Here is a 23,761-nt window from a genome sequence, read left to right as displayed (position 1 = left end):
GAGCACTTGCGGACCGGTCAGGGGCGGGCGGAGCGGGTGCAGGTGGGGGATGACCGACTGGGCGTTCATGCCCCGCTGCGGCGGGGAGGAACCCATGCACATCACCGGTGCACTACGTCTCCGGAGGACAACGTCAGTTGTCATGGCGGTTCTGCTGGCGCCGGCATCGTTGACGGTCGCCGCCGGACCGGCATCGGCGGTCGTGGCGGGCGTCGCGATCTCGGGGACCGTGGCATCGAACGGCACGACGACGCTGAGCTACCGAGCCACGGCGACCCGAGCGGGAACCCTGCGGTACATCGTCGTCTCGATCCCGAAGGGTTCCGGTGGGCGGATCACGTCGGTGAACGGCTCGGTCCGCACGATCTCGCCGGGCGTACTGCTGTGGCGACCGGCCAAGACTCTGGCCGTTGCCGTCGGTGCCCACTTCTCGATTCCGTTCTACGGCGTGCTGCTGCCGAGTGGTGGACCGTGGACACTGAGTTTCAGGGCGACGAGTACCACGGGAAACGTGCTGTCCGCCGGCAGCGGAACATTCATCCGCCCGGCCAACGTCCGCATCACTGCGACCAAGCCGATCCCCGGTCAGAAGACAGCCCTCACCTATGCCGGCACTGTGGGCCGCGCGGGCGTCCTGTCCTCAGTCCGTATGAAGCTGCCGACCGGCGCGAGAGGAACGCTGACGAGTGTCAACGGGACGCTGGCGATCTCCAGCGGTTATGCGACCTGGAGGCCGCGCTCTCGGCTCAGCGTCCGCAGCGGTGTACGACTGGCGATTCCGATCTACGGAGTAGTCCTGTCCAAGTACGGCGGCATCATGAGGCTGGGGATGACGGCCACCGCCTCGACCGGTGCCCAGTTGATGGCGGGTACGGGAAGCCTGGCGCTCATCGCACCACCTGCACCGATGCCCACGATCGCAGCCGGTTCGTTCCCCGCACGACCGGCAGGCTGTCCGTCCGTCTGGCCGGCGACGACCGTGGAGAACGCGAAGGCGGGCACGGGAGCCTGGGTCATCCCGGTATCCATGAGCGGCTCACTGGCGGCTTACCTGACCAAGGTCTCCGCGACGTGCGGCAGCACCGTCGATCTCAAGGTCACGTCCGGCAGACCGGTCAGCGTCGTGGCGTACCGGATGGGGTATTACCAGGGTCTTGGTGCGCGGGAGATCTGGCGTCGTAACGGCGTACCGACCGTTGTGCAGCCCGCACCGACCCTTGGTGGCACCGCCAACGGCCACCCGCTGCGGATGGCGTCCGCAGCGAACTGGACGAAGACGTTGACCATTCCGGTGACCGCGGCCTGGGTGCCTGGCACCTATCTCATCCGGGTCAGCGATGGCAGGTACGCGTCGTACGCGCCGCTGACCGTTCGCGACGACACGGGGAGAAAGCATGCTCTGCTCATCCAGCAGGCGACCACCACGTGGGCGGCATACAACTGGTACGGCGGCCGGAGCTTCTACAGCAGCGCCACGACCGGCTCAGGGCGGCTGACGTTCGACCGCCCGTACGCCGAGGGCCAAGGGTCCGGGCAGTTCCTGGGGTTGGAGCAGGGGCTCGTGTTCTGGGCGGAGTCGAGGGGATTCGACGTCACCTACTGGACCGACAACGACCTGGATCAGTTCGGTGGTCAACTGGCGGCACGGGCCGGGACGATCTTCCTGCCGGGGCACGACGAGTACTACTCGCTGCGGATGCGGGCTTCGCTCAGTCAGGCGATCAAGCGTGGTGTGAATGTGGGCAACTTCGGCGCCAACACGGCGTACCGCCGGATCACCTTCACGAGCAGCACTCTGCGGGCCTGGGACGTCGACCGGTACACCGCAGGCGGGAGCTCGACGCTCTGGCGTTACCTCGGTGATGCCTACGCGTCGCAGCCGCTGCTGGGTGCCGAGTACGGGTGCGGCGTCGCGGGCAACACCCTCGCCACCGGACGCAGTTGGCTGTTCCAGGGCGTCGCGGCCGGTACCGTCTTGCCGGGCTTCCTCGCGGGCGAGGTCGACTATGTCTGGCCGGGTTTGTACAAGCATCCAGGGCTGGGCATCGTCGCAAGTGGCCGCGCTACCTGCCGGGCGGACGGCAGGTCGGTGCCGATGCACGCCACGGCCTTCATCGCGCCGTCAGGTGCCCGGGTGTTCAACGGTTCGACCTTCACCTACAGCTGCTTCCTGCTCCGCCGTTGCCCGTCGAACCTGGGAATCCCCACGCCCTCGGTAGCATCGCGGCGGGCGGTGACGACCATGGTCACCAACATCACCAACTGGGTCGGCCGCGGGACGATCCGAACACCGGCAAGCACCGCGGCCGCCGCGGCGGCCGAGCTGCGGGCGGCCGTCCCCCAGCAGCAACTCGAAGTGGACCGTTGAGAGGTGGTCAGAGCTTCTCGGCGACCTCGGTCAGGACGGCGAGGGTCGCGGTGACGAGTGGGTGATCGGCACGGCCCGCGCGGACGGCGGCGTACACGCGCCGCGTCGGTGCCGGCTCCGGGAGCGGGCGGATGACCGCGAGGGCCGGAGGCGGCACGGCGAGACGCGGGACAAGCGAGACTCCGCCGCCGGCCGCCACCAGCGCCGCGACTGCTTGGAAGTCGTCGGATTGATGGACGATGCGCGGCTGGAAACCGGCCTGCTCGCAGGCGACTAGTACGACGTCCCGGATCGGATTGCCGGGTGCGGTCATCACCCAGTCGTCGTTCGCGAGCATGGACAGCTCGATCGTGTCGTGTCCGGTCGCGGGGTGTGCGGGTGGGAGTACGGCGACGAAGGGCTCGGCGTACAAGGGGATCCGGATCAGGCGCTGATCGTCGGGCCGGGGTGAGCCGCGGTGCTCGACGGCGATCGCGATGTCGGCCTCGCCGTCGAGCAGGTGGGTGATGCCTTGATGGCCTTCGGCGTCGCGGACGACGAGGTCGAGGCCGGGGCTGGTTTCGCGCAGCCGGGTGAGAGCGGGAGCGACGAGCAGCCTGATCGCGGTGGCGAACGCGGTGACGCGGACCTCGCCGGTGGTGCCGTTCGCGTACAGGCGCATCGCCTCTTCGGCGCGTTCGACCTCGGTGAGGATCGTGTCGGTGTGGGCGAGGAGCAGGCGGCCGGCCGAGGTGATCGCGACCCGGCGGCCGCGGCGTTCGAGCAGCTCCTGGCCGACTTCGGATTCCAGTGCGGCCAGTTGCTGCGAGACCGCCGAGGGCGTCAGATGCAGCACCTCGGCGGCCGCGGTCACAGTCCCGTGGTCAGCAAGCGCGCGCAACACCCGCAGGCGTCGTACCTCGATCACGGACCTCAGCTTCGCACAGCCCGTCGATGGACCCGCCCGCTACCAAGGCCAGCTTGGGCAGCGTCTCGGCGACGGGTGCCGGCTCGGCGAGGATTGCGGGTCGCTGCAGGAGCCGTCGGACGGCGCGCAGTGGGTGACGGCGCGACTGTCTGTGCGGGACGACCGGTGCGTTCGGCATTGCTGAGTGGGTCTGCTCGTGGACCGATTTGATCACGGAGAAGGGGACGTACATCACTTTGATTCCTTTCGACCCTTCAACGGTAGAAACAACCCCCTCTATACGTCCAATGGATTCCTTTCGCAGAGTTGATGCGTTTAGTGCATGATCTGACGTATGGAACTACGCCAGCTCCGGTCGTTCGTCGTGGTGGCCGAGGAGATGAACGTCGGCCGGGCTGCGGCCCGACTGCACCTCACCCAGCCGTCGCTCAGCCGGCAGATCGCGACGCTCGAGCGCGATCTCGGCGTGGAACTGTTCGCCCGGGTCCGCCGGCGATTCGTGCTGACCGCGGCCGGCGCGACGTTCCTGGCCGAGGCACAGGATCTGCTCCGGCGCTCCGACGAAGCGGTACGCGCGGCCCAGCGAACCCAGCGAGGTGAGCTCGGGACGCTGCGGCTGCGGTTCGTCCAGTCCGCGACCCACGAGGCGCTGCCGCGGTTGCTGGGTGCGTTCCGCGACGCCTATCCGGAAGTGGTTCTGGATCTGGAGACCATGACGACTCTCCGCCAGACGGAGGCGCTGCGGGACGGCCGCATCGATGTCGGACTGCTTCGGCCGAACGCTCCGGCGCCCATCGAAGGAGGCAGGAAGCGGGGGTCCACAGCGGCGGGCGGCGCCGGGGACCACTCGCCGGGCGTCGGGACCGTCGTCGTACAGCTCGGGCCGGGCTTGGCGTCGCGGGCGGTTTCGGCGGATCCACTGGTGGCGGTGCTGCCGGCGCGGCACCGGTTGGCGCGGCGGCAGCGGATCCGGCTGGCCGAGCTCGCGGACGAGCCGTTCGTGTTCTACTCCCGGCCCAGCGGCCCCGCGGTGCACGACACGATCGTCGGGTTCTGCCGGGCGGCCGGGTTCGTGCCGCGGATCGAGCAGGAAGCGGCCGACGTACAGACGATCGTGTCGCTCGTCGCCGCCGGCCTCGGAGTCTCGCTGCTGATCAGCCCGACCCCGCTGAGTAACCCGGAAGCCGTCGTCTACCGCGAGTTGTCCGACGACCTGCCGCGCTGGCAACTCTCCGTCGCCTGGTCGCCGGACAACCGCTCCCCGGTCCTAGCCCGCTTCCTCGACCTCCTCTGACCGCCCGCTTGCCCGCCGAGCTGGACGGTTGCCCCCTCAAATTCTGAGCGGGCAACCCTCCAACTGAGGGGATGCCCCTTGGGTTGGAGGGTTCGCCGCGCGGGGGGGGGGTGTGGGTGGGGCGAGGGGTGTGGGAGGGGCGTTCAGCCGAAGATGTCCGGGTCGCCGCCGGTGCGGACGCCCGTCTCCAGGTCGGCGATGGCGGCCATGTCGTCGTTGTCGAGCTGGAAGTCGAAGACGGCGAAGTTCTCCTGGATCCGGCTCGGGGTCTTCGACTTCGGGATCACGACGTTGCCGAGCTGCAGGTGCCAGCGGATCACGACCTGCGCCGGCGACTTGCCGTGCTTCTCGCCGAGCGTCTTCAGCGTCGCGTCGGCGAGCAGCTCACCCGAGGCGAGCGGGCTCCACGCCTGCGTGACGATGTCGTTCTCCGCGTTGAACGCGCGCAGCTCGTCCTGCGGCAGCGCCGGGTGCAACTCGATCTGGTTCACCGCCGGACGGATCGTGGTCTCCTCGAACAGCCGCCGCAGGGCCGGCTCGTGGAAGTTCGACACTCCGATCGCGCGCACCCGCTTGTCGGCGTACAGCTGCTCGAACGCCTTCCAGGTGTCGACGTACTTGTCCCGCTGCAGCGACTGCCAGTGGATCAGGTACAGATCGACGTACTCGAGGCCGAGCCGGTCCAGGCTCGCGTCGAATGCCTTCAGCGTGCTGTCGTAGCCCTGGTCGCTGTTCCACACCTTGGTGGTGATGAACAGGTCGTCACGCGGCAGGTCCGACGCGGCGATCGCCCGTCCGACGCCGGCCTCGTTGCCGTAGATGGCCGCGGTGTCGACATGCCGGTAGCCGGCCTCGAACGCGGTGGTGACGACGTCGGTGACGATCTCGTCCTCGACCTGCCAGACCCCCAGGCCCAGCTGCGGGATCTCGACGCCGTTGTCCAGAGTGATGGTGGGGACTGTGCTCATCTGCCCATTCCACCGGGCCGAACCGTTCTGGCCCAGTCATCCGACGTGTGACAACAACCTCATCAACCGTTCGTGACCACCTGATAGGTCTTCGCATCGGGCTCCAGGAACCGCAGCAACGCGGTCCCTTCCCGCTCCAGTTCGGTCAGCGTCCTCTTCAGCGTCCGACCGAACGGCGTCAGGGTGAGAGTCGCCACACCACGCTTCTTCTCGGCCGTCCAGAGCCCGGCGACCAGACCGTCCACGGTGTACGTCGACTTCACCCGGAGGTTCTTCGTGTAGACCGCCGGCTTGTGCTCGTCCGCGATGATCCGCTCCCGTTTCGCGTGCGAGAGCAGCAGATTGTCGAACTCCGGCAGGAACCGCACGGGCGCCGGTGTGTCCGGATCCGGCCGCGGCCCATCGGGTACGTCGTACAACGTCCTGCCGGCCTCGTCCGTGAAGGTCTCCAGCTCGAGGTCGTCGAACAGCGGCTTGGCCTTCTGTAGCCCGGACCACGTCTGGAAGTCCGCGGGCGTGGCCGGTCCGAAGGCGGCCAGATACCTGGTCACCAGCTCTTTGGGCTCGGCGCGCGTGTGCAGCTTGCTGCCGAGCCAGTCCTCCGCAGGGGTGAACCGAGCGTTCGCGGACCAGCTCCACCGGGCGTCCGTCGGGTACATCACCAACGGCACCAGCATCCGTGTGCAGAACCCGAGCGCGCGCTCGTTCACCTCCGGGAACTGCTGCTGGAGCGCATCCCGCACCTCGGTGAACGTCAACGGCTCCTTCGCCAGCAACTTCTTCGCGGCCGCCACCACCTTCGCCGGCTCCAGCCCCTCGCCGCGGTCGCCCAGGATCTTGAGCCCGGCCTCCAGCACCGGGCTCACCGTCGTCCGGAACCGCAAGTAATCCGCCGCGGTCACTAGATGCAACGTCCCCCGGAACATCGTCGCCCGCACCACGTCCCGCTCTGCGACCGCCCGATCCAGCTCGGCCTCTTCGAACCCGTCGATCCGCGACCACAACCCGACGTACGGATGCTTGGGCTCCTGCCCCTGCATCCCCACGAGTCGCCCGACCGCTTCGACCCCGGATACGTCGGCCCGCTCCACCAGCATCTGCCGAGCCAACGTCGCCCGATTCACCGCCCGCGCACTCATCAGCACCATGCAGGCATCCTGCCGGACTCAACCGACAACGTCAGGCCGCGGCGTCGACCGGCCCGGTGTCGACCGATCCGGGCCGGTGCTCTGTGCTGACGGTCAGGGCTTGCGGGCGACGCCGACCCAGAGGCTGCACATCACGTCGTTGAACTCGTCCTTCGCGACCATTGCCTCGGTCTCGGCGTCCGGGTGCCAGCGGAACGGAGCGGACACACCGGGCTCGACGAGCTCGAGACCGTCGAAGAACCGGGTGACCTCTTCCTTGCTGCGGACCTGGGCGTCACCGCCGTCCGCCTTGTAGACCTGGATCGCCCGCTCCCACAGGTCGGGCGCGAAGTCGGGCGTGCAGTGCGAGAAGATCAGCAGCGACCCCGGTGCGAGCGGCTCGACCAGTTGCCTGATCAGGTCGTACGGCTCGAGCGCGTCGGGCAGGTAGTGGAACACTCCGACCAGGCTCAGGGCGACCGGCTTGCTCAGATCCAGCAGGTCCTTGACCTCTTCCGAGCCGAGGATCGACTGCGGGTCGGTCACGTCGGCCTCGAGATACGCGGTCCTGCCCTCCGGCCGGCTGGCCATCAGGGCCCGGGAGTGGGCGAGCACGATGGGGTCGTTGTCCGCGTAGACGACATGCGCCGAAGGCACGATCTCCTGCACGACCTCGTGCAGGTTGGGGCTGGTCGGGATGCCGGTGCCGACGTCGAGGAACTGGGTGATGCCCTGCTCGGCGGCGTACCGGGCGGCGCGATGCATCCACATCCGGTTCGACAACGCCGCGGTGCGGAACCCGGGGAATGCCTCCAGCAGGTGCTCCGCCGCCTGCCGGTCGACCGCGAAGTTGTCTTTGCCGTGCAGGAAGTAGTCATAGACACGGGCGGGATGTGGCCGGTCCATGTTGAGCCGCTCGGTCATGGTGGCGTCTTCGCCTTCGGCCATCGATGAACTCCCTGTTCCGTTTGCGGTTCGGCCTGCAGGAAGAGCGTAGCGGATCTGCGACGGCACGTGACCGCGACCGCGACAGGCTTTTCCGGAACTGAAGGTACGACCGAGCATGTTGCGCCGGCGAGTCGGGATGACCCGCCCGTGTGAGCTAACCCCACAACGGCCTCGGGCTCCCGCCGGTCCCTTTGTGGAACAAAATTGTCACTGGGCGCACATTTGTTTCCACAGATCGTCTGGCCCAGACCTCTTGGACAGTCTTGGGTCAGTTGTTGGGGGGCGTACCGAGCGACGGGCAGTAGTCCTCAAAACAGGAGTCCGCTGGGCGGGCGGCTGGCCGGCAGGGGTGACTACTACCCGTGCTTCGGTACGCCGCGGGACGAACCACCGCGGCTGCCGTCAAGCGGCGGAAGCCGAGGACGCTCTGTTCGGCCTGTTTGGGGCCGCGCGCTTGAGGTGATGTGTTTCTCGATGACGGTCGCGCCCAGCGCTACCGCGTCGCCGATGCCCATGGTGCCGGCAATGTCCGAATATCGCCCCACGCGGATGAGTCGGGCCCGGACAGAAGATGCGATCTTCCTCGTGAGGACAGACCACACGAGGGGATCCCACACCATGATGCGAGCCGTTGGTCTGGCTGTGGCGGTCCTGCTCCTCACCTCGTGCGCAGACAACGGCTCCACCGAGCGGCCGTCCCCGGCGTCAACACGCACGCCGTCCTCGCTGCCGTCCCCGACGGCGACGATCCCGGAAGTCACTCGCACGCCGGAAGGCGGGCAGACGTCATCGACCTCCGAGCCCACCCGGTCACCGGAACGCGGGCAGACGTCGTCCAGCTCCCAGCCCACCCGGTCACCGGGGCGCGGGGAACAGCCTTCGCCCACCGAGACGACGCCGGAACCGACCCGCTCGTCTCAAGCCGTGGCGGCCCCGTCGCCGACGCTGCCGGAGACGGAACCGACCCGCACCGAGTCATCGGCACCCGAGGAGCCCACGTCGCCGACCGAGACGGAATCCACAGCTGCCCCGTCACCCACGACCTCTGCGTCGGTCCAGCCCACCTCGGCCGAGTCGGACGGCGCGCCCACCTGGTTGTGGTGGCTGCTGGTGGCGCTGCTGGTCGCGCTTGCCGTGGCCATTCCGCTGCTGGTGAGAGCCAGCCATCGGCGGGAGTGGCGCGAGGAACTGGCGTCGGCCGAGGACGAGGTGGCGTGGTTCGCCCGCGGGCTCATTCCCCAACTTCGCCAGCTGGGTTCGCTCGCGGAAGTCGCCGGTGCCTGGAACCTCGCCGAGAGCCGGGTCGCCGCGGTGGAGGACCGGCTGACCGCTCTGGCGCCATCGGCACCGGACGAAGTCGCTCGAGCCCGGGCACTCGACCTGCGAGACGCCGTACGAGCAGCCCGGGGTCAGATCCAGGCCCTGCTGGAAGCCGGCCGGCAGGAGACGATGACCCAGGACCTGGACGCGGTCGCCGCCCGGCTCGAGCAGGTCCTGCGAGCAGGAACCCCCCTCGACTGACGACAGCGACCCCGCGAGCGCAGCGCGGGCCTCGGTGAAGGGCGGCGTCACTCGCGGCCGGGTGACGCGATGGCGAGGGAGTTGCGGCGGCAAGCGTCCGCGAGTCGGTCGTCGTACGTAACGACGAGGTCGGCGTCGATCAACACTGCCGTCGCAAGATGGATGGCATCGAGGCTCCGCAGCACTAGCGGCTCGATCCGGCGAGCGACGCTGACGACCTCGGCTGTCATCGGCCGTTCGTCGATACCGGACATCGCCCCATCGATCAGATCGCCGGCAGTCGTCGGCGCCTTGGCGCGCGCCAGTACGGCGCGGGATACCTCGACCCATGCGAGCGAAGACGACGCCAAGAGGTCGGCCTGCTGGTAGTGCGCATCGAGGAAGTCCACCAGATCGGTGGATTCCTGCTCGACGATCACTCGCTTGATGAGGGCGCTGCTGTCCATGTACACGCGCATCAGAAGCGGTCGTCCCGATCGAGCAGGCCGAGACTGTCGGTGCCCTCTGGGAGGTGGAGTCGCGGCGTCACCTTCCGATAGGCCACCCGCGCCGGACGTACGACGTGCGCCGACCTCGCCTGGTCTCGATCGGTTGCGAACGAATCGTCCTCGACCAAGTGGAGATGACGGGTGACAGCGTCCCGGACGATCTCTTGCTGTGACCTGCCGGTGCGCTCGGCCTCGGCCTGGAGCGCCGTCGCGGTCTCAGGACTGAGTCTCAGATTCATGGCCATGAGGACATGGTACCGCGAGCGGTACCATGTCTGGCACCAACGGTGCGGGGTCAGCCGAGCGCAGCGCGGGCCTCGATGAAGGCGGCGATGGCGCGTTCGACGTCTTCGGTCGAGTGAGCGGCGGAGAGTTGGACGCGGATGCGGGCCTTGCCGTGGGGTACGACGGGGTAGGAGAAGCCGATCACATAGATGCCGAGGTCGAGGAGTTTGTCGGCGAGCCGGCCGGCCTCGGCGGCGTCGCCGATCATCACCGGGGAGATCGGGTGGTCGCCGGGGAGGACGTCGAAGCCGGCCTCGGTCATCTTGGTGCGGAAGAGCTTGGTGTTGGCGGCGAGCTTGTCGCGCAGGTCGCTGGAGCCGCCGATGAGTTCGAGCGCCTTCAGCGAGGCGGCAGTGACGGACGGCGCCAGGGAGTTGGAGAACAGGTACGGGCGGGAGCGCTGACGGAGCAGTTCGACGATCTCGCGGCGGCCGGAGACGTAGCCGCCGGACGCGCCGCCGAGCGCCTTGCCGAGGGTGCCGGTGACGACGTCGACGCGGTCCTTCACGCCGAACAGCGACGGCGTACCGGCGCCGTCCGCGCCGACGAAACCGACCGCGTGCGAGTCGTCGACCATGACCAGGGCGTCGTACCGCTCGGCCAGGTCGCAGATCTCGTCGAGGGGAGCGACGTACCCGTCCATCGAGAAGACGCCGTCGGTGGCGATCATCCGGTAGCGGGCGTCGGCGGCGTCCTTGAGTTGGGCCTCGAGGTCGGCCATGTCGCGGTTCTTGTATCGGTAGCGCCGGGCCTTGGACAGCCGCACACCGTCGATGATGCTGGCGTGGTTGAGCTCGTCGGAGATGATCGCGTCCTCGGCGCCGAGCAGGGTCTCGAACAGGCCGCCGTTCGCGTCGAAGCAGGAGCTGTACAGAATGGTGTCCTCGGTGCCGAGGAAGTTGCTCAGGGCGCCTTCAAGGTCCTTGTGGATCTGCTGCGTCCCGCAGATGAAGCGCACCGACGCCATCCCGAAACCCCAACGGTCCAAGGCGTCCCGGGCCGCCGCGATCACCTCGGGGTGGTCGGCCAGGCCGAGGTAGTTGTTCGCGCAGAAGTTCAATACTTCGTTGCCGGACGCAACGGAGATCAGAGCCTGCTGCGGTGAGGTGATCACCCGCTCGGACTTGTACAGGCCGGCGTCCCGGATCTCGCCGATGGTCGCCGTCAGGTCGTCCCGCATCCGTCCGAACATCAGTGCTTCTCCTCCAGGGATTCCGTCGTCCAGTCCATGATCACCTTGCCGCACTGCCCCTGCCGGGCCACGTCGAAGGCCCGCTCGTAGTCGCCGTACCCGAAGCGGTGGGTGATCACCGGGGTCAGGTCCAGGCCGCGTTCCAGCATCACGGACATCGAGTACCAGGTCTCGAACATCTCCCGGCCGTAGATGCCCTTGATCGTCAGCATGTTGAGCACCACCGTGCTCCAGTCGATCGAGATCTCGTCAGAGGGCAGGCCGAGCATCGCGACCTTCCCGCCGTGCGTCATGTTCGCGAGCATGTCCCGCAGCGCGGCCGGCTGCCCGGACATCTCCATCCCGACGTCGAACCCTTCCCGCATCCCGAGGCCGTGCTGGGCCTCCGCGATGGTCTCGGCGCCGACGTTCACCGCGCGCGTGACGCCGATCTTGCGGGCCAGATCCAGCCGGTACTCCGACATGTCCGTGATCACCACGTTCCGTGCGCCGGCGTGGAGCGCGACGGCCGCGGCCATCACGCCGATCGGCCCGGCGCCGGTGATCAGCACGTCCTCGCCGACCAGGGGGAACGACAGAGCAGTGTGTACGGCGTTGCCGAACGGGTCGAAGATCGCGGCGACGTCCAGATCGACCTGATCCCGGTGGACCCACGCGTTGCTCGCGGGCAGAGCGACGTACTCCGCGAACGCGCCGGGCACGTGGACACCGAGGCCGCGGGTCTTGATGCACAAGTGCCGGCGACCGGCCCGGCAGTTGCGGCAGCGGCCGCAGACCAGGTGGCCCTCGCCGCTGACCACGTCACCCACCGCGACGTCGCGGACACCGACGCCGACCTCGACCACCTCACCGCAGAACTCGTGCCCGGTCACCATCGGCACCGGCACGTTCTTCTGCGCCCAGTGGTCCCAACTCTGGATGTGCAGATCGGTGCCGCACAACCCCGTGCGGAGCACCTTGATCAGGACCTCGTCGGCCTCGATCTTCGGCTCCGGAACGTCCTGCAACCACAGACCGGGCTCGGCCTCGGCCTTGACCAGCGCCTTCACTGCACACCTCCACCTTCGACGATCGTCCACATCGTCGTCCCGGGCAACCACCGGCGTCCATCGACACGTCGTGCACAGCCTTTGCAGTTCCACTGAACATCCGTGGACTCACCCTTGTTCTAAGCTCAAGGCTCATGAGCTACGACCGGGACGGATTGCTGGAGCAGGTCAGGAGCAAGGCCATCGTGCACGGGCGGGTGACGCTGGCGTCGGGGAAGGAAGCCGACTACTACGTCGACCTGCGGCGGATCACGCTGGACGCGGCCGCCGCGCCGCTGATCGGCCCGGCGATGCTCGAACTGACCAAGGATCTCGAGTACGACGCCGTCGGCGGGCTGACGCTCGGCGCCGACCCGGTCGCGATGTCGATGCTGCACGCGGCGGCGCAGGACGGACGGTCGCTGGATGCGTTCGTCGTACGCAAGGCCGAGAAGGCGCACGGCCTGCAGCGGCGGATCGAGGGGCCGGAGGTGAAGGGCCGCCGGGTGCTCGCGGTCGAGGACACCTCCACCACCGGCGGGTCGGTGCTCACCGCCGTCGAGGCGCTGCGCGAGGCCGGGGCCGAGGTGGTCGCGGTCGCGGTGATCGTGGACCGCTCGACCGGCGCGCGCGAGCGGGTGGAGTCGGAGGGCCTGGAGTACCGGGCCGTGTTCGGGCTCGAGGACCTGGGGCTCGGCTGATGCAGGGCGGCACCGTCCTCGTCATCCTGCTCGCCGTCCTGGTCGGCGGTGGCCTCTTCTACCTCAACTACATTGCCGCGAAGAGGCGGCGCGAGTTGTTCGCCGGGTTCGCCGCGCAGCAGGGCTGGGCGTATCTGCCGTCCGACAACACGCTGGCCGGGCAGTGGTCGGGTACGCCGTTCCAGGCCGGTGACAACCGCCAGGTCAGGAACGTGCTCTCCGGCGCGTTCAACGGCCACCAGATGGTTGCCTTCGACTACAGCTACCAGACGCACTCGACCGACTCGCACGGCCGGCGTACGACGACCACCCACAAGTTCGGCGTGGTCGTGGTGCAGCTGCCGGGCGCGCTGCCGCATCTCGAGGTGACCCACGAGGGCATCTTCGGCGGCGCGGTCGCGAACGCCTTCGGGTTCCGCGACATCCAGTTCGAGAGCGAGCAGTTCAATCGGGCGTTCCGGGTGAAGGCGGACGACGAGCGGTTCGGGCACGCGGTCGTGACGCCGCGGATGATGGAGCTTCTGCTGGCCCGCGGCGAGATCGGCTGGCGGATCGAAGGGAACTCCCTGGTCGGCTGGGACAAGGGCGCCCACCACCCGACCGAGATCATGAGTCGGCTCGCCCTGCTCCAGCAGATCGTCGAGCAGGTTCCGCCGTACGTCTGGCGCGACTACGCGGGCGTCGACCCCCGCCTTCGGCAACCGCCGCTCGGCCCCGGCTACCCGTAGAGTCGCAGACAGCATTACCGACACTCGGGAGCAGGGAATGACTTTCGTCATCATCGCGATCGTGGTGATCGTCGTGATTCTGGCCATCGCGCTCATCACGTCGTACAACCGGTTCGTCAAGCAACGGAACCTGATTCAGGAGTCCTGGCGGCAGATCGACGTCGAGTTGCACCGCCGGTACGACCTGATCCCGAACCTGGTCGAGACCGTCCGGGCCTACGCCGCGCACGAGCGGCACGTGTTCGAGGAGGTCGCCCGGCTCCGCACCCAGGCCGTCAACGTGCAGGGCGCGACCCCGGAGCAGCGGGCCGCCGCGGAGGGTGAGCTGTCCGGCGCGCTGCGTCAGATGATGATCTCGGTCGAGGCCTACCCGCAGCTGCAGTCGAACCAGAACTTCCTCGGTCTGCAGCGCGAACTGACCGACACCGAGGACCGGATCGCGGCCGGGCGGCGGTTCTACAACGCCAACGTGGGCGACTACAACACACGGATCGAGGCGTTCCCGTCGAACCTGATCGCGGGTGGGTTCAAGTTCGAGAAGGCCGGCTACTTCGAGGTGAAGGACGAGCAGGTCCGCTCGGTCCCGCAGGTCTCGTTCGGCACCATCGGCTCGGTCGCCGGTGAGCAGGCGCCGCCGCAGATGCAGCAGGGTGGGCCGTCCTCGGGTCAGATCCACCCGCAGATGCCGGGTGACCAGGGCAACTACCAGGGTCAGCCGCAGTTCCCGGGCTACCAGGAGCAGCCGGGTCAGCCGCCGTACCAGGGCCAGCCGGGTCAGCCGCCGTACCAGGGGCAGCCGGGCCAGTACCCGGGTCAGGGACAGGGCCAGCCACCGGTGGGCGGCCCGCCTGCGGGTTCCCCCGCACCGCAGGACGGTCAGCCGCCATTCACCGGTGGCCAATAGGGCACCGGCTCCCCGTAGCTCAGGACCCCCGACCCCGAACCCCTGCCAGTGCCAGACCCGGTTGTGACGGCGGTCAAGTCGCCACTTCCGGGCCTGCCTCCCCCCGGTACCTGTGTCAACAGTGCCGCAACGAGATACATCCGGCGTACATCGGGCTTCCCGCCTGGCACAGCCGGATGCCACGATAGGTCGGTTCCAGAGTGAGGAGGTCAGGGCGAGTGGACAGTCTGAGGTACGGCATCCTCGGACCCCTGCGCCTCGTGCACGTCCCGGGTCAGCCGCTGAAGGCCGCGAAACCCCGCCAACTGCTGGCCACACTGCTGCTGCACCCTAACCGGTTCGTCTCGACCGATCTGATCGCCGACGCGCTGTGGGAGACCAATCCGCCGCGCTCGGCGACCGCGAACATCCGCACGTACGTCCGGGCGCTCCGCGGTGTCCTGCAGGAGGCCGGACTGCCCGCGCCGATCGACACATCGACCGCCGGGTACAGCATCGAGGTCGGCGTCGACGAGCTCGACGCCAGCCTGTTCGAGTCGCTGCTCGCGGAGGGCGGGCACCTCCGCGACGCCGGTGATGGCCGCCAGGCGATGCAGGTGCTGTCCCGGGCCTACTCGCTTTGGCGTGGCCGCCCGCTCGAGGATCTGTCGATCCCGGCCGCCTGGGAGGGCTCGATCGCCCGCCTGGAGGCGCAGCACCGTGGGCTGGTGGACAGCCTGCTCGACCTGCGGCTCGAGTACGGCGACGCGAGTGGAGCCGCCGTACTCCTCGGCGCACGCCTCACCGAGGATCCGTACGACGAGCAACTCTGGCGTCGCCTGGTCGACGCCCTGCTCGCCGCCGGCCGGGTCGGCGAAGCCCGGGTCGCCTACACCAAGGCAGTGCAGACACTCGCCGACGAACTCGACATCAAGCCGGGTCCCGACCTCGAGGCCGCCGGCGCCCGCGCCGAGAACGGCCGCTCCGCCAACTGGCCGAACCCGGGCATCCCCGCGGCCCGTACGACGGAACGCCCGGAACCGGATGTCGGCGTACCGCAGGGCCGATGGGATGCGCCGGAACTGACCGATCCGCAGCGGCCACCGAGTCAGTTGCCGCTCGACCTGGCCGACTTCAGCGGCCGGCGGGAACACCTGGAACAGCTGCGTGACCTCGTCTGCGGTCGCGACCCGGTGCGTCCGCCGGTAGCGGTCATCTCCGGAGCGCCGGGGACCGGCAAGACGTCCTTGGCCGTACGGCTCGGGCATCTGGTCCGCGAGTCGTTTCCGGACGGGCAGATCTATCTGGACATGCACGGTGCGACGCAGCCCCGGGATCCGGCCGCGGCATTGACCGATCTGCTGCTCAGCCTCAACCTGCCGGACTACGCGATCCCCACTGACCCCGACCGGCGCTCGGCGATGCTCCGGTCCGAGCTGGCCAGCCGCCGGGTGCTGATCATCCTCGATGACGTCGCCACCGCCGGTCAGGTCACCCCGCTGATGCCGGGTACTGGCGCGTCGGCCGTCGTCGTCACCAGTCGCAACCGGCTGATGGACCTGGCCGGCGCCGACAGCCTGCCGCTCGACACGTTCGACGACCGCGAGGCCGCCGCGCTGCTCGCGTCCGTGGCCGGCGCGGATCGGCTCGACCAGACCTCGCCGGAAGCCGAGGAGATCCTGACCGCCTGCGCGAACCTGCCGCTGGCGATCCGGATCGTCGGCAGCCGGCTGGCCCAGCGTCCCGACCTCAGCGCGCGGGAGCTCGCCCGGCGGTTGCGCGACGAGACGTCGCGGCTGGACGAGCTGAGCATCGGCGAGCTCGCCGTCCGCACGAGTGCGGACCTGAGCTACGGCGCGCTCAACCCGGAGGAGGCCCGGCTGTACCGCCTGATCGGCCACTTCGCGGTCGGCGTCTTCTCGGCGCGGGCCCTGGAGGCGGTCGCGTCGCCGGCCTCGGTACGACGCAGCCTCGACCGGCTGATCGAGGTGAACCTGGTCCGGATCAGCTCGGTCGACCACCGGGGGACGGCTCGCTACCGGGTCCACGACCTGCTGCGTCTGCACGCACTCGGCGTCGGTGACGAGGAGCAGAAGGCGGAGGCGATCCGGGACGTGGAGGCCGTGCTCGACGCGATCCTGAACAAGATCCGCCGGGCCAACAACGCCTTGGCCTTCGAGTACTTCGGCGTACTCGAGCACACCGGGCCGCTGACTGCGCCGGACCCAGCGCCGTTCACAGAGACCGACGCGATCGCCTGGTTCGACAGCGAGCGCAGCACCTTCGTGCCCGCGATCCGCGCCGCCGCGCAGAACGGGCTGCACGAGTACGCCTGGCGGATCGCCGCCGCCTGGGGGCCGTACCTCGACATGCGGGCCGGCTTCGACGACTGGAACGGGTCGCACCAGCAGGGCCTGCTCAGTGCGATCGCCTGTGGCGACCGGCGCGCGGAGGCGATCATGCATCGTAACCTCGGCCAGCTCGGGCTCTACCAGGACGACTGGGACCCAGCGTGGCGGCACCTGAACGAGGCAGCGAGTGGGTTCGCCGAGGCCGGTGACCGGCTCGGCGACGGCATCACCGCCGTCGGACTCGGCACCTGGCTGCGCGAGCGTGGGCGGCCCGACGAGGCACTGGCGCAGTACGAGAAGGCCATCGAGGCGTTTGTCGAGGTCGGCAACGCGAACGGCGAGGCAGTCGCCCGGACCGCGACCGCGTCCATTTGGCTGGCCCGCGACGACACGGTCACGGCCGGGCGGTATCTGGCTCAGGCCTTCCTGCTCGGCGTACGGCTCGGCGACAACCACCGCGAGGCCAAGGTACGGCGGCGGATCGCGGCGCTCCGCATCCACCAGGAGCGCTACGACCAGGCGGTCCGTCAGCTGCGGACCTCGTTGGCGATCTTCAACGGGATCGGTGACGACCACTGTGCGGCGTACACCCGGGCCGAGCTCGGCCGTGCGCTGATGGCCCGTGGCGAGGTGGCCGCGGCCCGGAAGATGCTGCTGGACGCGATCGACATCGGTCACCGGCTGGGTGATCGCAGCGTCGAGGGACAGGCCGCGCAGCACCTCGGCCAGTTGTATCTGACCACGGGCAACCTCGACTCCGCCCGGCGTACCCTCGACCGCGCCGCGCGGGTCTGGCAACAGGCCGGCAACGACGTCCGCGCCGCCGAGTGCCGCCGCGAGCTGGCCGCCTTCGACCCCGGGGCCGCAGCCGGCTGATCACCTTGTGTGGTTGGCGTTTGCGAATGTACGGCGGCTGTATTCGCACCCGGCAGGATCAGTACTGCCACGGCAAGCAGGCCGAGGGTTTCGGGGGAACGGGGAGGAGACCTTATGGCCTGGGGGGAGGTTGCTGTGGAGCGCCCGATCGTCCCGCGGGTCTCGAACCCGCGGGACACGGAGGCGGCGCTGAACTGGCAGCTGGAACGGGTGGGCTCGACGGCCTGGCAGGACTGGCCGTTGAAGTTCCAGCGGATGTCTTTCGGCTATGCCCAGGACAGCGGCTGGCACGACGCGGCCGATGCGGTGCGGTGGCTCGATCATCACACCCTGCTGCACGAAGGGGTGGCGCCACGGGGGGCGCTGGTCTGGTACCACGCGGCAGACCGGATCCGGGTGGCATGTGCGCTCGGATCCGGTCAGGTGGTCGGCCCGTTACTCAACGGTCAGGTCGAGATCGCGGACCTGGCTGTGCTCAGCAATGACTGGGTCTGGTCCGAGCCCCATTTCCCGTTCGGGCACTGACCTTCAGTCGTTGGTGTGGTTGGTGACCGGGCTCTTCGGGGCGGCGTGCCTGGGGGCATCCTCCGCCGGAGTAGCGGTGCGGTTGCGGCGCTTCGCGAGGAAGTACTCCACGACCATCGGGATCAGCGAGATCAGCACCAGCAGGATCAGCGCCGACTCGAGATGGTTGTGGATGAACTTCACGTTGCCGAGCGCGTGGCCGAGCAGGGTGATGCCGGTCGCCCACAGGACGGCGCCGATGCCGGTCCAGAGGAAGAACTTCTTCGGTTCCATCCTGCCCGCGCCGGCCACGACCGTGATGAAGGTCCGCACGATCGGCACGAACCGGCCCAGCACCAGGGCGCGCGCGCCGTACCGCTCGAAGAACTCGTGCGTCTGCACGAGGTACTTCGGTTTCAGGATCCGGGCGTTCGGGTTCTTGAAGAGCGTCGTCCCGAGCGCTCGGCCGATGTAGTACCCGGAGACGTTGCCGAGGAACGCCGCGACGGTCAGGATCACGCAGGCGAGCCACAGCGGGACGCTGATGGTCCCGGCCGCGATGAAGAGGCCGACGGCGAACAGCAGTGAGTCGCCGGGCAGGATCGGGAACAGCAACCCGCACTCGATGAACACGACCAGAGCCGTCCCCCAGAGGGCCCAGTCACCCAGCCAGTGCAGCAGGTATTCCGGATCCATCCAGTTCGGCATCAGCATCGCGGCAAGAGAGAGCACGCGGACAGGGTAGCGTCCCGAACTGTGCAACAGCTGAGTGGCGATGATCTTCGCGGTGCGGACACGGTCGGTCCGAACGAGGTCGGGGTCGGCCCGTGGCAGGGCGAACGGCCGGATGATCCGCGCCTGGATCCGGAGCTGCTGGCGGCCGGCGACCGGCGGAACGTGGTGGATCGGTACCGGTACTGGAAGCTCGAGGCGATCGTCGCGGACCTCGACACGCAGCGGAACCCGTTCCACGTCGCGATCGAGAACTGGCAGCACGACCTGAACATCGGCTCGGTCGTCCGGACAGCAAACGCATTCCTCGCCGCCGAGGTGCACATCGTCGGCAACCGGAAGTGGAACCGCCGCGGCGCGATGGTGACCGACCGCTACCAGCACGTGCGGCACCACCCTCGCTTGACGGACCTGGCGTCGTACGCCGCTGAGCGTGAGCTGCCCGTGATCGGTATCGACAACCTGCCTGGCGCTGTCCCGTTGGAGACCTTCGAGTTGCCGCGCGGCTGCGTCCTCCTCTTCGGTCAGGAGGGGCCGGGGCTCACGCCGGAGGCGCACGAGTCCTGCAGTGCCGTCCTCTCCATCGCCCAGTTCGGCTCGACCCGCTCGATCAACGCCAGCGCCGCGGCCGCGATCGCCATGCACGCGTGGATCCGGCGGCACACCTTCGGTCAGCCGTCCAGCAGCTGATCCAAACGGCCGGCGCAGTCAGGAGAACAGATGTGGGCTGATCAAGCGATCTGGTGGCAGGTCTATCCGCTCGGGTTCTCGGGGGCGGCCGCTCATCGTTTGCGGAAGCTGGAGGACTGGCTGGAGTACGCCGTCGAGCTTGGTTGCTCAGGGCTACTACTTGGGCCGGTGTTCGCGTCGGAGACGCACGGGTACGACACCGTGGATCATTTCCGGATCGACCCGCGGCTCGGTGACGACGAGGACTTCGACCGGCTCGTGGCCGCGGCTCACGCTCGCGGTCTGCACGTCGCGCTCGACGGAGTCTTCAACCACGTCGCCCGTTCCTTCGATGCGCCGGCCGACTGGTTCCGTCGCGGGCCGGACGGCACGGTCGACACCTTCGAAGGTCACGAGCACCTGGTGGCGCTCGACCACAGTCAGCCGGCGGTCGCGCAGTACGTGACCGACGTTCTGACGCACTGGCTCGATCGCGGTGTGGACGGTTGGCGGCTCGACGCGGCGTACGCCGTACCACCCGGGTTCTGGCGCGCTGTGCTGCCGCGTGAGCGGTTCCCGGACGCGTGGTTCTTCGGTGAGGTGATTCACGGTGACTATGCCGGATACGTCGCGAAGAGCGGCCTCGACTCGGTCACGCAGTACGAGCTGTGGAAGGCGATCTGGAGCTCGCTCAACGACGGCAACTTCTTCGAGCTCTCGTACGCCCTTGGCCGGCACGACGAGCTGCTCGACAGCTTCGTGCCGCAGACGTTCGTGGGCAACCACGACGTGACCCGGATCGCGACCCGGCTGGAGGATCAGCGGCACCTGGGTCATGCGCTGGCGATCCTGTTCGCGGTCGGCGGCGTACCGAGCATCTACTACGGCGACGAGCAGGCGTTCCAGGGGTTGAAGGAGGACCGGGCCGGCGGTGACGACGCGATCCGGCCCGCGTTCCCGGATGCGCCGGCCGGACTGGCGTCGTCCGGCTGGCCGACGTACCAGTTGCACCAGCGGTTGATCGGCGTACGGCGGCGCAACGCGTGGCTGACCCGTGGTCGGACGACGGTCGAGCACCTAACCAACCAGTTGGTTGCGTTGCGGACCGTCGGGGACTCCGGCTCCGTGTTGCTCCTGCTCAACATCTCGGACCAGCCTGAGCGGTTCCCGATGGACGCGACCGGACTGACGGTCGGCGCGCAACCCGAGGCGGGTGTACCTGAGGGTGATCCGCTGCTGGTGCCGGCGCACAGCTGGAGATTCCTGACGAGTCCGTAACCTCCGCCCAGGGTCCCGCGTTGTCACTGTAAGACAGAAGTGAGGCTTCTCGACCAAAGTCAGCCCCAACTCGGGCGGGGCGGCGTGCATCGTGCATGTCGTACTGGGTTTGTGACGGGAATAGGGGGTAGTTGATGAGTTCACTGTGGGACGAACTGATCCATGAGCTCGGGACCGTGCGCGCCTTGAGCGCCGCGGCTCTGGAGGCGCGCACGGAAACGTCCCGGGTCGCGCTGATCACCTTGCTGGACGTCGAGGCCGCCGAGATCTCGGCGATCCTCGATCAGATCGTGCGGGAGGCCCAGCCGACGTCAGCGGCCTAGCAGCGTGGTGAAGGCCTGGCGCAGCGCCTCCGTCGGATCTTCGGGCTGCTCGAAGGCGCGGTAGGCGATGTGCGCGTCCGGCCGGACCAGCAGACAGCCACCGTCCGGGATCCCGCGCACCCGCGACCAGTCGCCGTACAGGTCCTCGAGCTCATGGCCCGGACCGATCACGAACGCTTCGATCGGTACGCCGAGCTGCTCGGACACCGTCTGCGCTGCCTTCACCCACGCGCCCCCGCCGATCCCGGTGAGCAGCGTGAACCGGCCCTTGCCGACCACGTCCAGCGTGCTGACAGTCTCCGATCCGCGCGTCAGCCAGCAGTGCGGGATCCGGGCGCCGGGCCACGTCGTCGGGTGGTAGTACAGCTCCTCGTCCCGGTCGTACGCCGGTTCCGGCGTACCGTCGCCGATCACGGCGGCCGACTGGTATCGCTGACCGAGCTCCACGCCGTGCGCGTTGAACTCGTAGTCCTTCAGTTCGATCGCGCTCCGCAACTCCTCGCGCTGCGCGGCGCCTTCCGGGGTGTCGTCCTTGCGCGACTCGATCGTCCGTCCGGCCGGCGCGTCCGGCGTCATCCCGAGTGCACGGAAGATCTGGCCGAACTGCGTCCGGCTCTTGTTCGCCCGTTCCACGATCTGCTGCGCGATCGGTGTCCGCTCCTCGTCGTACGTCTGGAGGAGTTCGGGCGCGGCCTGGCCCTTCAGCACCAGGGAGAGTTTCCAGGCCAGGTTGTACGCGTCCTGGATCGACGTGTTCGAGCCGAGGCCGTTGCTCGGCGGATGCCGGTGGATCGCGTCGCCCATGCAGAACACGCGGTTGACGCTGGCCCTTTGGGCGTACATGTGGTTGACGCTCCAGACCGACGTACCCTTCAGCTTCACGTCGATGGTGTCGTCGCCGACCAGGTTGTGCACGATCTCGGTCGCCATCGCCTCGTCGACCACCGGTGCGGGCTGGGTGATGTCGTAGCCCCAGACGATCAGCCACTCGTTCCAGGGCCGGACCATGCGGACCAGGCCGGCGCCGATCCCGCCGATCTGGGCACCCGGCTGGAGCACCCAGTACAGGACGCTCGGGCGATGTGCGACGTACCGCGAGAGGTCGGCCTCGAAGACGATGTTCATCGAGCCCTCGATGTCCATCGCGCCCGCCATCGGCAGCCCGATGTCCTCGGCGACCTTGCTGCGGCCACCGTCCGCGCCGATCAGGTACTTCGCGCGGATCTGGTACGTCGTGTCACTCAACCGATCCCGGACCGTCGCGGTCACTCCGTCGTCGTCCTGCTCCAGCGAGAGGTACTCGGTGTTGAACCGGAGCCGGGCACCACGGCTGGCCGCCGTACTGACCAGGATCGGCTCGAACAGTGTCTGCGGCAGGTCGCAGGGGAGGGTCGGACTCGCCTCGGTGTAGTCGGCCAGCCGGCGCGGGTGCGTGCCCCAGGTGCGGATCCGGCCGATCTCCTCGCCGGCCAGGCTGGTACAGAACGCAGTCTCGCCCATCAGGTGGTGTGCGGTGCCCTTGTCGACGACCTGGTCCTCGATGCCCATGTCCCGCATCAGTTCGATCGTGCGCTGGTTGGTGATGTGCGCGCGGGGTGTGTTGGCGGTCCAGCCGTAGCGGGACAGTACGACGTTGTCGACGCCGTACGTGGACAGGAAGAGCGAGGCGGCACCGCCGGCCGGCCCGCTGCCGACGACGAGGACATCTGTGGTGATCACTGCTGCGTCTCCTCGGTGGTGGCGAGCACCAGGTCGTAGCTGACGGAGAAGTAGGGCTGGTCCGGGGTCTTTCCATCCGGTGCTCGGCTGCCGGCCGGGTGCTCGGTGAACTCGGCGATCAACGAATCCTTGACGCCGAAGACCGCGTCGTTGCCGAGGTACTCGTCACCTGCCGCGAAGACGTGCGTGATGAGCCGCGCGTACCCGGGTGCGGTGACCATGAAGTGGATGTGGGCCGGCCGCATCGGGCCGCGGCCGCCGGCCCGGAGGAGCTCGCCGACCGGGCCGTCGTCCGGGATCGGGTAGGCGACCGGCTTCACCGCCCAGAACGAATAGTTGCCGTCGGCATCGGTTGTCAGATGGCCGCGGTTCTGCGGCCCGTCGACGTCCTTCTGGACGTCGTAGAAGCCTTCTTCGTCGGCCTGCCAGGTCTCGACCAGAGCTCCGGCGATCGGCTCGCGCTTCGTGTTCAGGACGCGGCCGCTCACCAGGCACGGCTGTCCGGGGGCGCCGTTCGCGATGTCGCCGCCGAGTTGCACCTCGGGCGATCCCTCGACGAAGAACGGGCCGAACACGGTCGACTGGGTGGCCTCCGGCGGCTTGCGGTTGCCGAGGCCGACGGTGAGCATCGACAGGCCGAGGACGTCGGCCAGCAGCACGAACTCCTGCCGGGTGCCGGTGGAGATCTGGCCCGTCCGGGTGAGGAAGTCGATCGCGGTGAAGTACTCGTCCTCGGTCAGGTCCACCTCCCGCGCGAACGCGTGCAGGTGCCGCACGAGGGCGCTCATCACGGTTCTGGTGCGTGGGTTCGTACTCCCGCCGAAGCTGGCCACCACCGCCTCGGTCAGGTCGTCGCCTTGCAGATCCATCC

Annotated in this window: 22 protein-coding genes; 11 read left to right on the top strand and 11 right to left on the bottom strand. The window is 68.6% G+C overall.

The window, feature by feature from the left end:
- Positions 1-142: 142 nt before the first annotated feature.
- On the top strand, positions 143-2,368 hold the full coding sequence (locus OG555_RS11175; RefSeq protein ID WP_329482752.1) for a N,N-dimethylformamidase beta subunit family domain-containing protein: 2,226 nt from the start codon (positions 143-145) through the stop codon (positions 2,366-2,368).
- Positions 2,369-2,375: 7 nt separating this feature from the next.
- On the opposite strand, the gene OG555_RS11170 is transcribed toward OG555_RS11175, so the two are convergent.
- Positions 2,376-3,275 (bottom strand): LysR family transcriptional regulator, encoded by a 900-nt coding sequence (locus tag OG555_RS11170; protein WP_329482751.1) that lies wholly within the window; start codon positions 3,273-3,275, stop codon positions 2,376-2,378.
- Positions 3,276-3,609: 334 nt separating this feature from the next.
- Here OG555_RS11170 and OG555_RS11165 point away from each other — a divergent pair, with 334 nt between their 5' ends.
- The gene (locus tag OG555_RS11165; protein ID WP_329482750.1) at positions 3,610-4,569 is read left to right on the top strand and encodes a LysR family transcriptional regulator; all 960 of its coding nucleotides are present in this window, start codon (positions 3,610-3,612) and stop codon (positions 4,567-4,569) included.
- A 143-nt stretch (positions 4,570-4,712) separates the two neighbouring features.
- On the opposite strand, the gene OG555_RS11160 is transcribed toward OG555_RS11165, so the two are convergent.
- The 3 genes from OG555_RS11160 to OG555_RS11150 form a co-directional block, all read right to left on the bottom strand.
- A complete protein-coding gene (locus OG555_RS11160) occupies positions 4,713-5,537 on the bottom strand; it encodes an aldo/keto reductase (protein WP_329482749.1) in 825 nt (274 codons plus the stop codon).
- 62 nt (positions 5,538-5,599) lie between these two features.
- Positions 5,600-6,685 carry a winged helix DNA-binding domain-containing protein gene (locus OG555_RS11155; RefSeq protein WP_329482748.1) on the bottom strand — a complete coding sequence of 362 codons (1,086 nt, stop codon included), beginning with the start codon at positions 6,683-6,685 and terminating at the stop codon, positions 5,600-5,602.
- A 93-nt stretch (positions 6,686-6,778) separates the two neighbouring features.
- A complete protein-coding gene (locus OG555_RS11150; RefSeq protein WP_329482747.1) occupies positions 6,779-7,612 on the bottom strand; it encodes an SAM-dependent methyltransferase in 834 nt (277 codons plus the stop codon).
- Positions 7,613-8,536: 924 nt separating this feature from the next.
- Here OG555_RS11150 and OG555_RS11145 point away from each other — a divergent pair.
- Positions 8,537-9,133 carry a hypothetical protein gene (locus tag OG555_RS11145; protein ID WP_329482746.1) on the top strand — a complete coding sequence of 199 codons (597 nt, stop codon included), beginning with the start codon at positions 8,537-8,539 and terminating at the stop codon, positions 9,131-9,133.
- A gap of 47 nt (positions 9,134-9,180) precedes the next feature.
- On the opposite strand, the gene OG555_RS11140 is transcribed toward OG555_RS11145, so the two are convergent.
- The 4 genes from OG555_RS11140 to tdh are packed head-to-tail and all read right to left on the bottom strand — an operon-like array spanning position 9,181 to position 12,147.
- Positions 9,181-9,591 carry a type II toxin-antitoxin system VapC family toxin gene (locus OG555_RS11140; protein WP_329482745.1) on the bottom strand — a complete coding sequence of 137 codons (411 nt, stop codon included), beginning with the start codon at positions 9,589-9,591 and terminating at the stop codon, positions 9,181-9,183.
- On the bottom strand, positions 9,591-9,866 hold the full coding sequence (locus OG555_RS11135) for a ribbon-helix-helix protein, CopG family (protein ID WP_329482744.1): 276 nt from the start codon (positions 9,864-9,866) through the stop codon (positions 9,591-9,593). Before OG555_RS11135 ends, OG555_RS11140 begins: the two co-directional genes overlap by 1 nt.
- 50 nt (positions 9,867-9,916) lie before the next feature.
- Positions 9,917-11,086, bottom strand: a complete 1,170-nt coding sequence (locus OG555_RS11130) for a glycine C-acetyltransferase (RefSeq protein WP_329484798.1) — start codon at positions 11,084-11,086, stop codon at positions 9,917-9,919.
- 11 nt (positions 11,087-11,097) lie between these two features.
- Positions 11,098-12,147 (bottom strand): L-threonine 3-dehydrogenase, encoded by a 1,050-nt coding sequence (gene tdh / locus OG555_RS11125; protein ID WP_329482743.1) that lies wholly within the window; start codon positions 12,145-12,147, stop codon positions 11,098-11,100.
- 134 nt (positions 12,148-12,281) lie between these two features.
- Between tdh and pyrE the strand changes: the two genes are divergently transcribed.
- The 5 genes from pyrE to OG555_RS11100 all read left to right on the top strand — a co-directional run bounded on the left by pyrE (position 12,282) and on the right by OG555_RS11100 (position 18,190).
- Positions 12,282-12,827: an orotate phosphoribosyltransferase gene (pyrE, locus tag OG555_RS11120; protein ID WP_329482742.1), complete on the top strand. Its 546-nt coding sequence runs from the start codon at positions 12,282-12,284 to the stop codon at positions 12,825-12,827.
- A complete protein-coding gene (locus tag OG555_RS11115) occupies positions 12,827-13,555 on the top strand; it encodes a DUF3137 domain-containing protein (protein ID WP_329482741.1) in 729 nt (242 codons plus the stop codon). The genes pyrE and OG555_RS11115 overlap by 1 nt, the downstream gene beginning before the upstream one ends.
- A 37-nt stretch (positions 13,556-13,592) precedes the next feature.
- Complete coding sequence (locus tag OG555_RS11110; RefSeq protein ID WP_329482740.1) at positions 13,593-14,459, top strand: LemA family protein; 867 nt, start codon at positions 13,593-13,595, stop codon at positions 14,457-14,459.
- Positions 14,460-14,677: 218 nt separating this feature from the next.
- Positions 14,678-17,665, top strand: coding sequence for an AfsR/SARP family transcriptional regulator (locus OG555_RS11105; RefSeq protein WP_329482739.1), 2,988 nt, complete (start codon positions 14,678-14,680; stop codon positions 17,663-17,665).
- Between the two features lie 114 nt (positions 17,666-17,779).
- Positions 17,780-18,190: a hypothetical protein gene (locus tag OG555_RS11100; RefSeq protein ID WP_329482737.1), complete on the top strand. Its 411-nt coding sequence runs from the start codon at positions 17,780-17,782 to the stop codon at positions 18,188-18,190.
- A 3-nt stretch (positions 18,191-18,193) separates the two neighbouring features.
- On the opposite strand, the gene OG555_RS11095 is transcribed toward OG555_RS11100, so the two are convergent.
- Positions 18,194-18,901 carry a DedA family protein gene (locus OG555_RS11095; RefSeq protein WP_329482735.1) on the bottom strand — a complete coding sequence of 236 codons (708 nt, stop codon included), beginning with the start codon at positions 18,899-18,901 and terminating at the stop codon, positions 18,194-18,196.
- A 24-nt stretch (positions 18,902-18,925) separates the two neighbouring features.
- On the opposite strand from OG555_RS11095, the gene OG555_RS11090 reads away from it, so the two are divergent.
- From OG555_RS11090 to OG555_RS11080, 3 genes are all read left to right on the top strand, one after another.
- On the top strand, positions 18,926-19,591 hold the full coding sequence (locus tag OG555_RS11090) for a TrmH family RNA methyltransferase (RefSeq protein ID WP_329482734.1): 666 nt from the start codon (positions 18,926-18,928) through the stop codon (positions 19,589-19,591).
- A 30-nt stretch (positions 19,592-19,621) separates the two neighbouring features.
- A complete protein-coding gene (locus OG555_RS11085; RefSeq protein WP_329482733.1) occupies positions 19,622-20,848 on the top strand; it encodes an alpha-amylase family glycosyl hydrolase in 1,227 nt (408 codons plus the stop codon).
- A gap of 134 nt (positions 20,849-20,982) precedes the next feature.
- Positions 20,983-21,171 carry a hypothetical protein gene (locus tag OG555_RS11080; protein WP_329482732.1) on the top strand — a complete coding sequence of 63 codons (189 nt, stop codon included), beginning with the start codon at positions 20,983-20,985 and terminating at the stop codon, positions 21,169-21,171.
- Here OG555_RS11080 and OG555_RS11075 read toward each other — a convergent pair.
- Complete coding sequence (locus tag OG555_RS11075) at positions 21,160-22,890, bottom strand: FAD-dependent oxidoreductase (RefSeq protein WP_329482731.1); 1,731 nt, start codon at positions 22,888-22,890, stop codon at positions 21,160-21,162. The genes OG555_RS11080 and OG555_RS11075 overlap by 12 nt on opposite strands.
- Positions 22,887-23,759, bottom strand: coding sequence for an intradiol ring-cleavage dioxygenase (locus OG555_RS11070; RefSeq protein ID WP_329482730.1), 873 nt, complete (start codon positions 23,757-23,759; stop codon positions 22,887-22,889). Before OG555_RS11070 ends, OG555_RS11075 begins: the two co-directional genes overlap by 4 nt.
- Positions 23,760-23,761: the final 2 nt, after the last annotated feature.

The organism is Kribbella sp. NBC_01484, assembly GCF_036227145.1.
Lineage (GTDB): Bacteria > Actinomycetota > Actinomycetes > Propionibacteriales > Kribbellaceae > Kribbella.
The sequence above is the reverse complement of the archived record's forward strand: the minus strand, read 5'-3'. Positions and strand labels throughout refer to the sequence as shown.

Bases quoted from the DNA above. Each gene is read 5' to 3' on its own strand.
- OG555_RS11175 (WP_329482752.1), top strand. From the start codon at position 143: ATGGCGGTTCTGCTGGCGCCGGCATCGTTGACGGTCGCCGCCGGACCG.
- OG555_RS11165 (WP_329482750.1), top strand. From the start codon at position 3,610: ATGGAACTACGCCAGCTCCGGTCGTTCGTCGTGGTGGCCGAGGAGATG.
- OG555_RS11160 (WP_329482749.1), bottom strand. From the start codon at position 5,537: ATGAGCACAGTCCCCACCATCACTCTGGACAACGGCGTCGAGATCCCG.
- OG555_RS11155 (WP_329482748.1), bottom strand. From the start codon at position 6,685: ATGGTGCTGATGAGTGCGCGGGCGGTGAATCGGGCGACGTTGGCTCGG.
- OG555_RS11150 (WP_329482747.1), bottom strand. From the start codon at position 7,612: ATGGCCGAAGGCGAAGACGCCACCATGACCGAGCGGCTCAACATGGAC.
- OG555_RS11140 (WP_329482745.1), bottom strand. From the start codon at position 9,591: ATGCGCGTGTACATGGACAGCAGCGCCCTCATCAAGCGAGTGATCGTC.
- OG555_RS11135 (WP_329482744.1), bottom strand. From the start codon at position 9,866: ATGGCCATGAATCTGAGACTCAGTCCTGAGACCGCGACGGCGCTCCAG.
- OG555_RS11130 (WP_329484798.1), bottom strand. From the start codon at position 11,086: ATGCGGGACGACCTGACGGCGACCATCGGCGAGATCCGGGACGCCGGC.
- pyrE (WP_329482742.1), top strand. From the start codon at position 12,282: ATGAGCTACGACCGGGACGGATTGCTGGAGCAGGTCAGGAGCAAGGCC.
- OG555_RS11115 (WP_329482741.1), top strand. From the start codon at position 12,827: ATGCAGGGCGGCACCGTCCTCGTCATCCTGCTCGCCGTCCTGGTCGGC.
- OG555_RS11110 (WP_329482740.1), top strand. From the start codon at position 13,593: ATGACTTTCGTCATCATCGCGATCGTGGTGATCGTCGTGATTCTGGCC.
- OG555_RS11100 (WP_329482737.1), top strand. From the start codon at position 17,780: ATGGCCTGGGGGGAGGTTGCTGTGGAGCGCCCGATCGTCCCGCGGGTC.
- OG555_RS11085 (WP_329482733.1), top strand. From the start codon at position 19,622: ATGTGGGCTGATCAAGCGATCTGGTGGCAGGTCTATCCGCTCGGGTTC.
- OG555_RS11080 (WP_329482732.1), top strand. From the start codon at position 20,983: ATGAGTTCACTGTGGGACGAACTGATCCATGAGCTCGGGACCGTGCGC.
- OG555_RS11070 (WP_329482730.1), bottom strand. From the start codon at position 23,759: ATGGATCTGCAAGGCGACGACCTGACCGAGGCGGTGGTGGCCAGCTTC.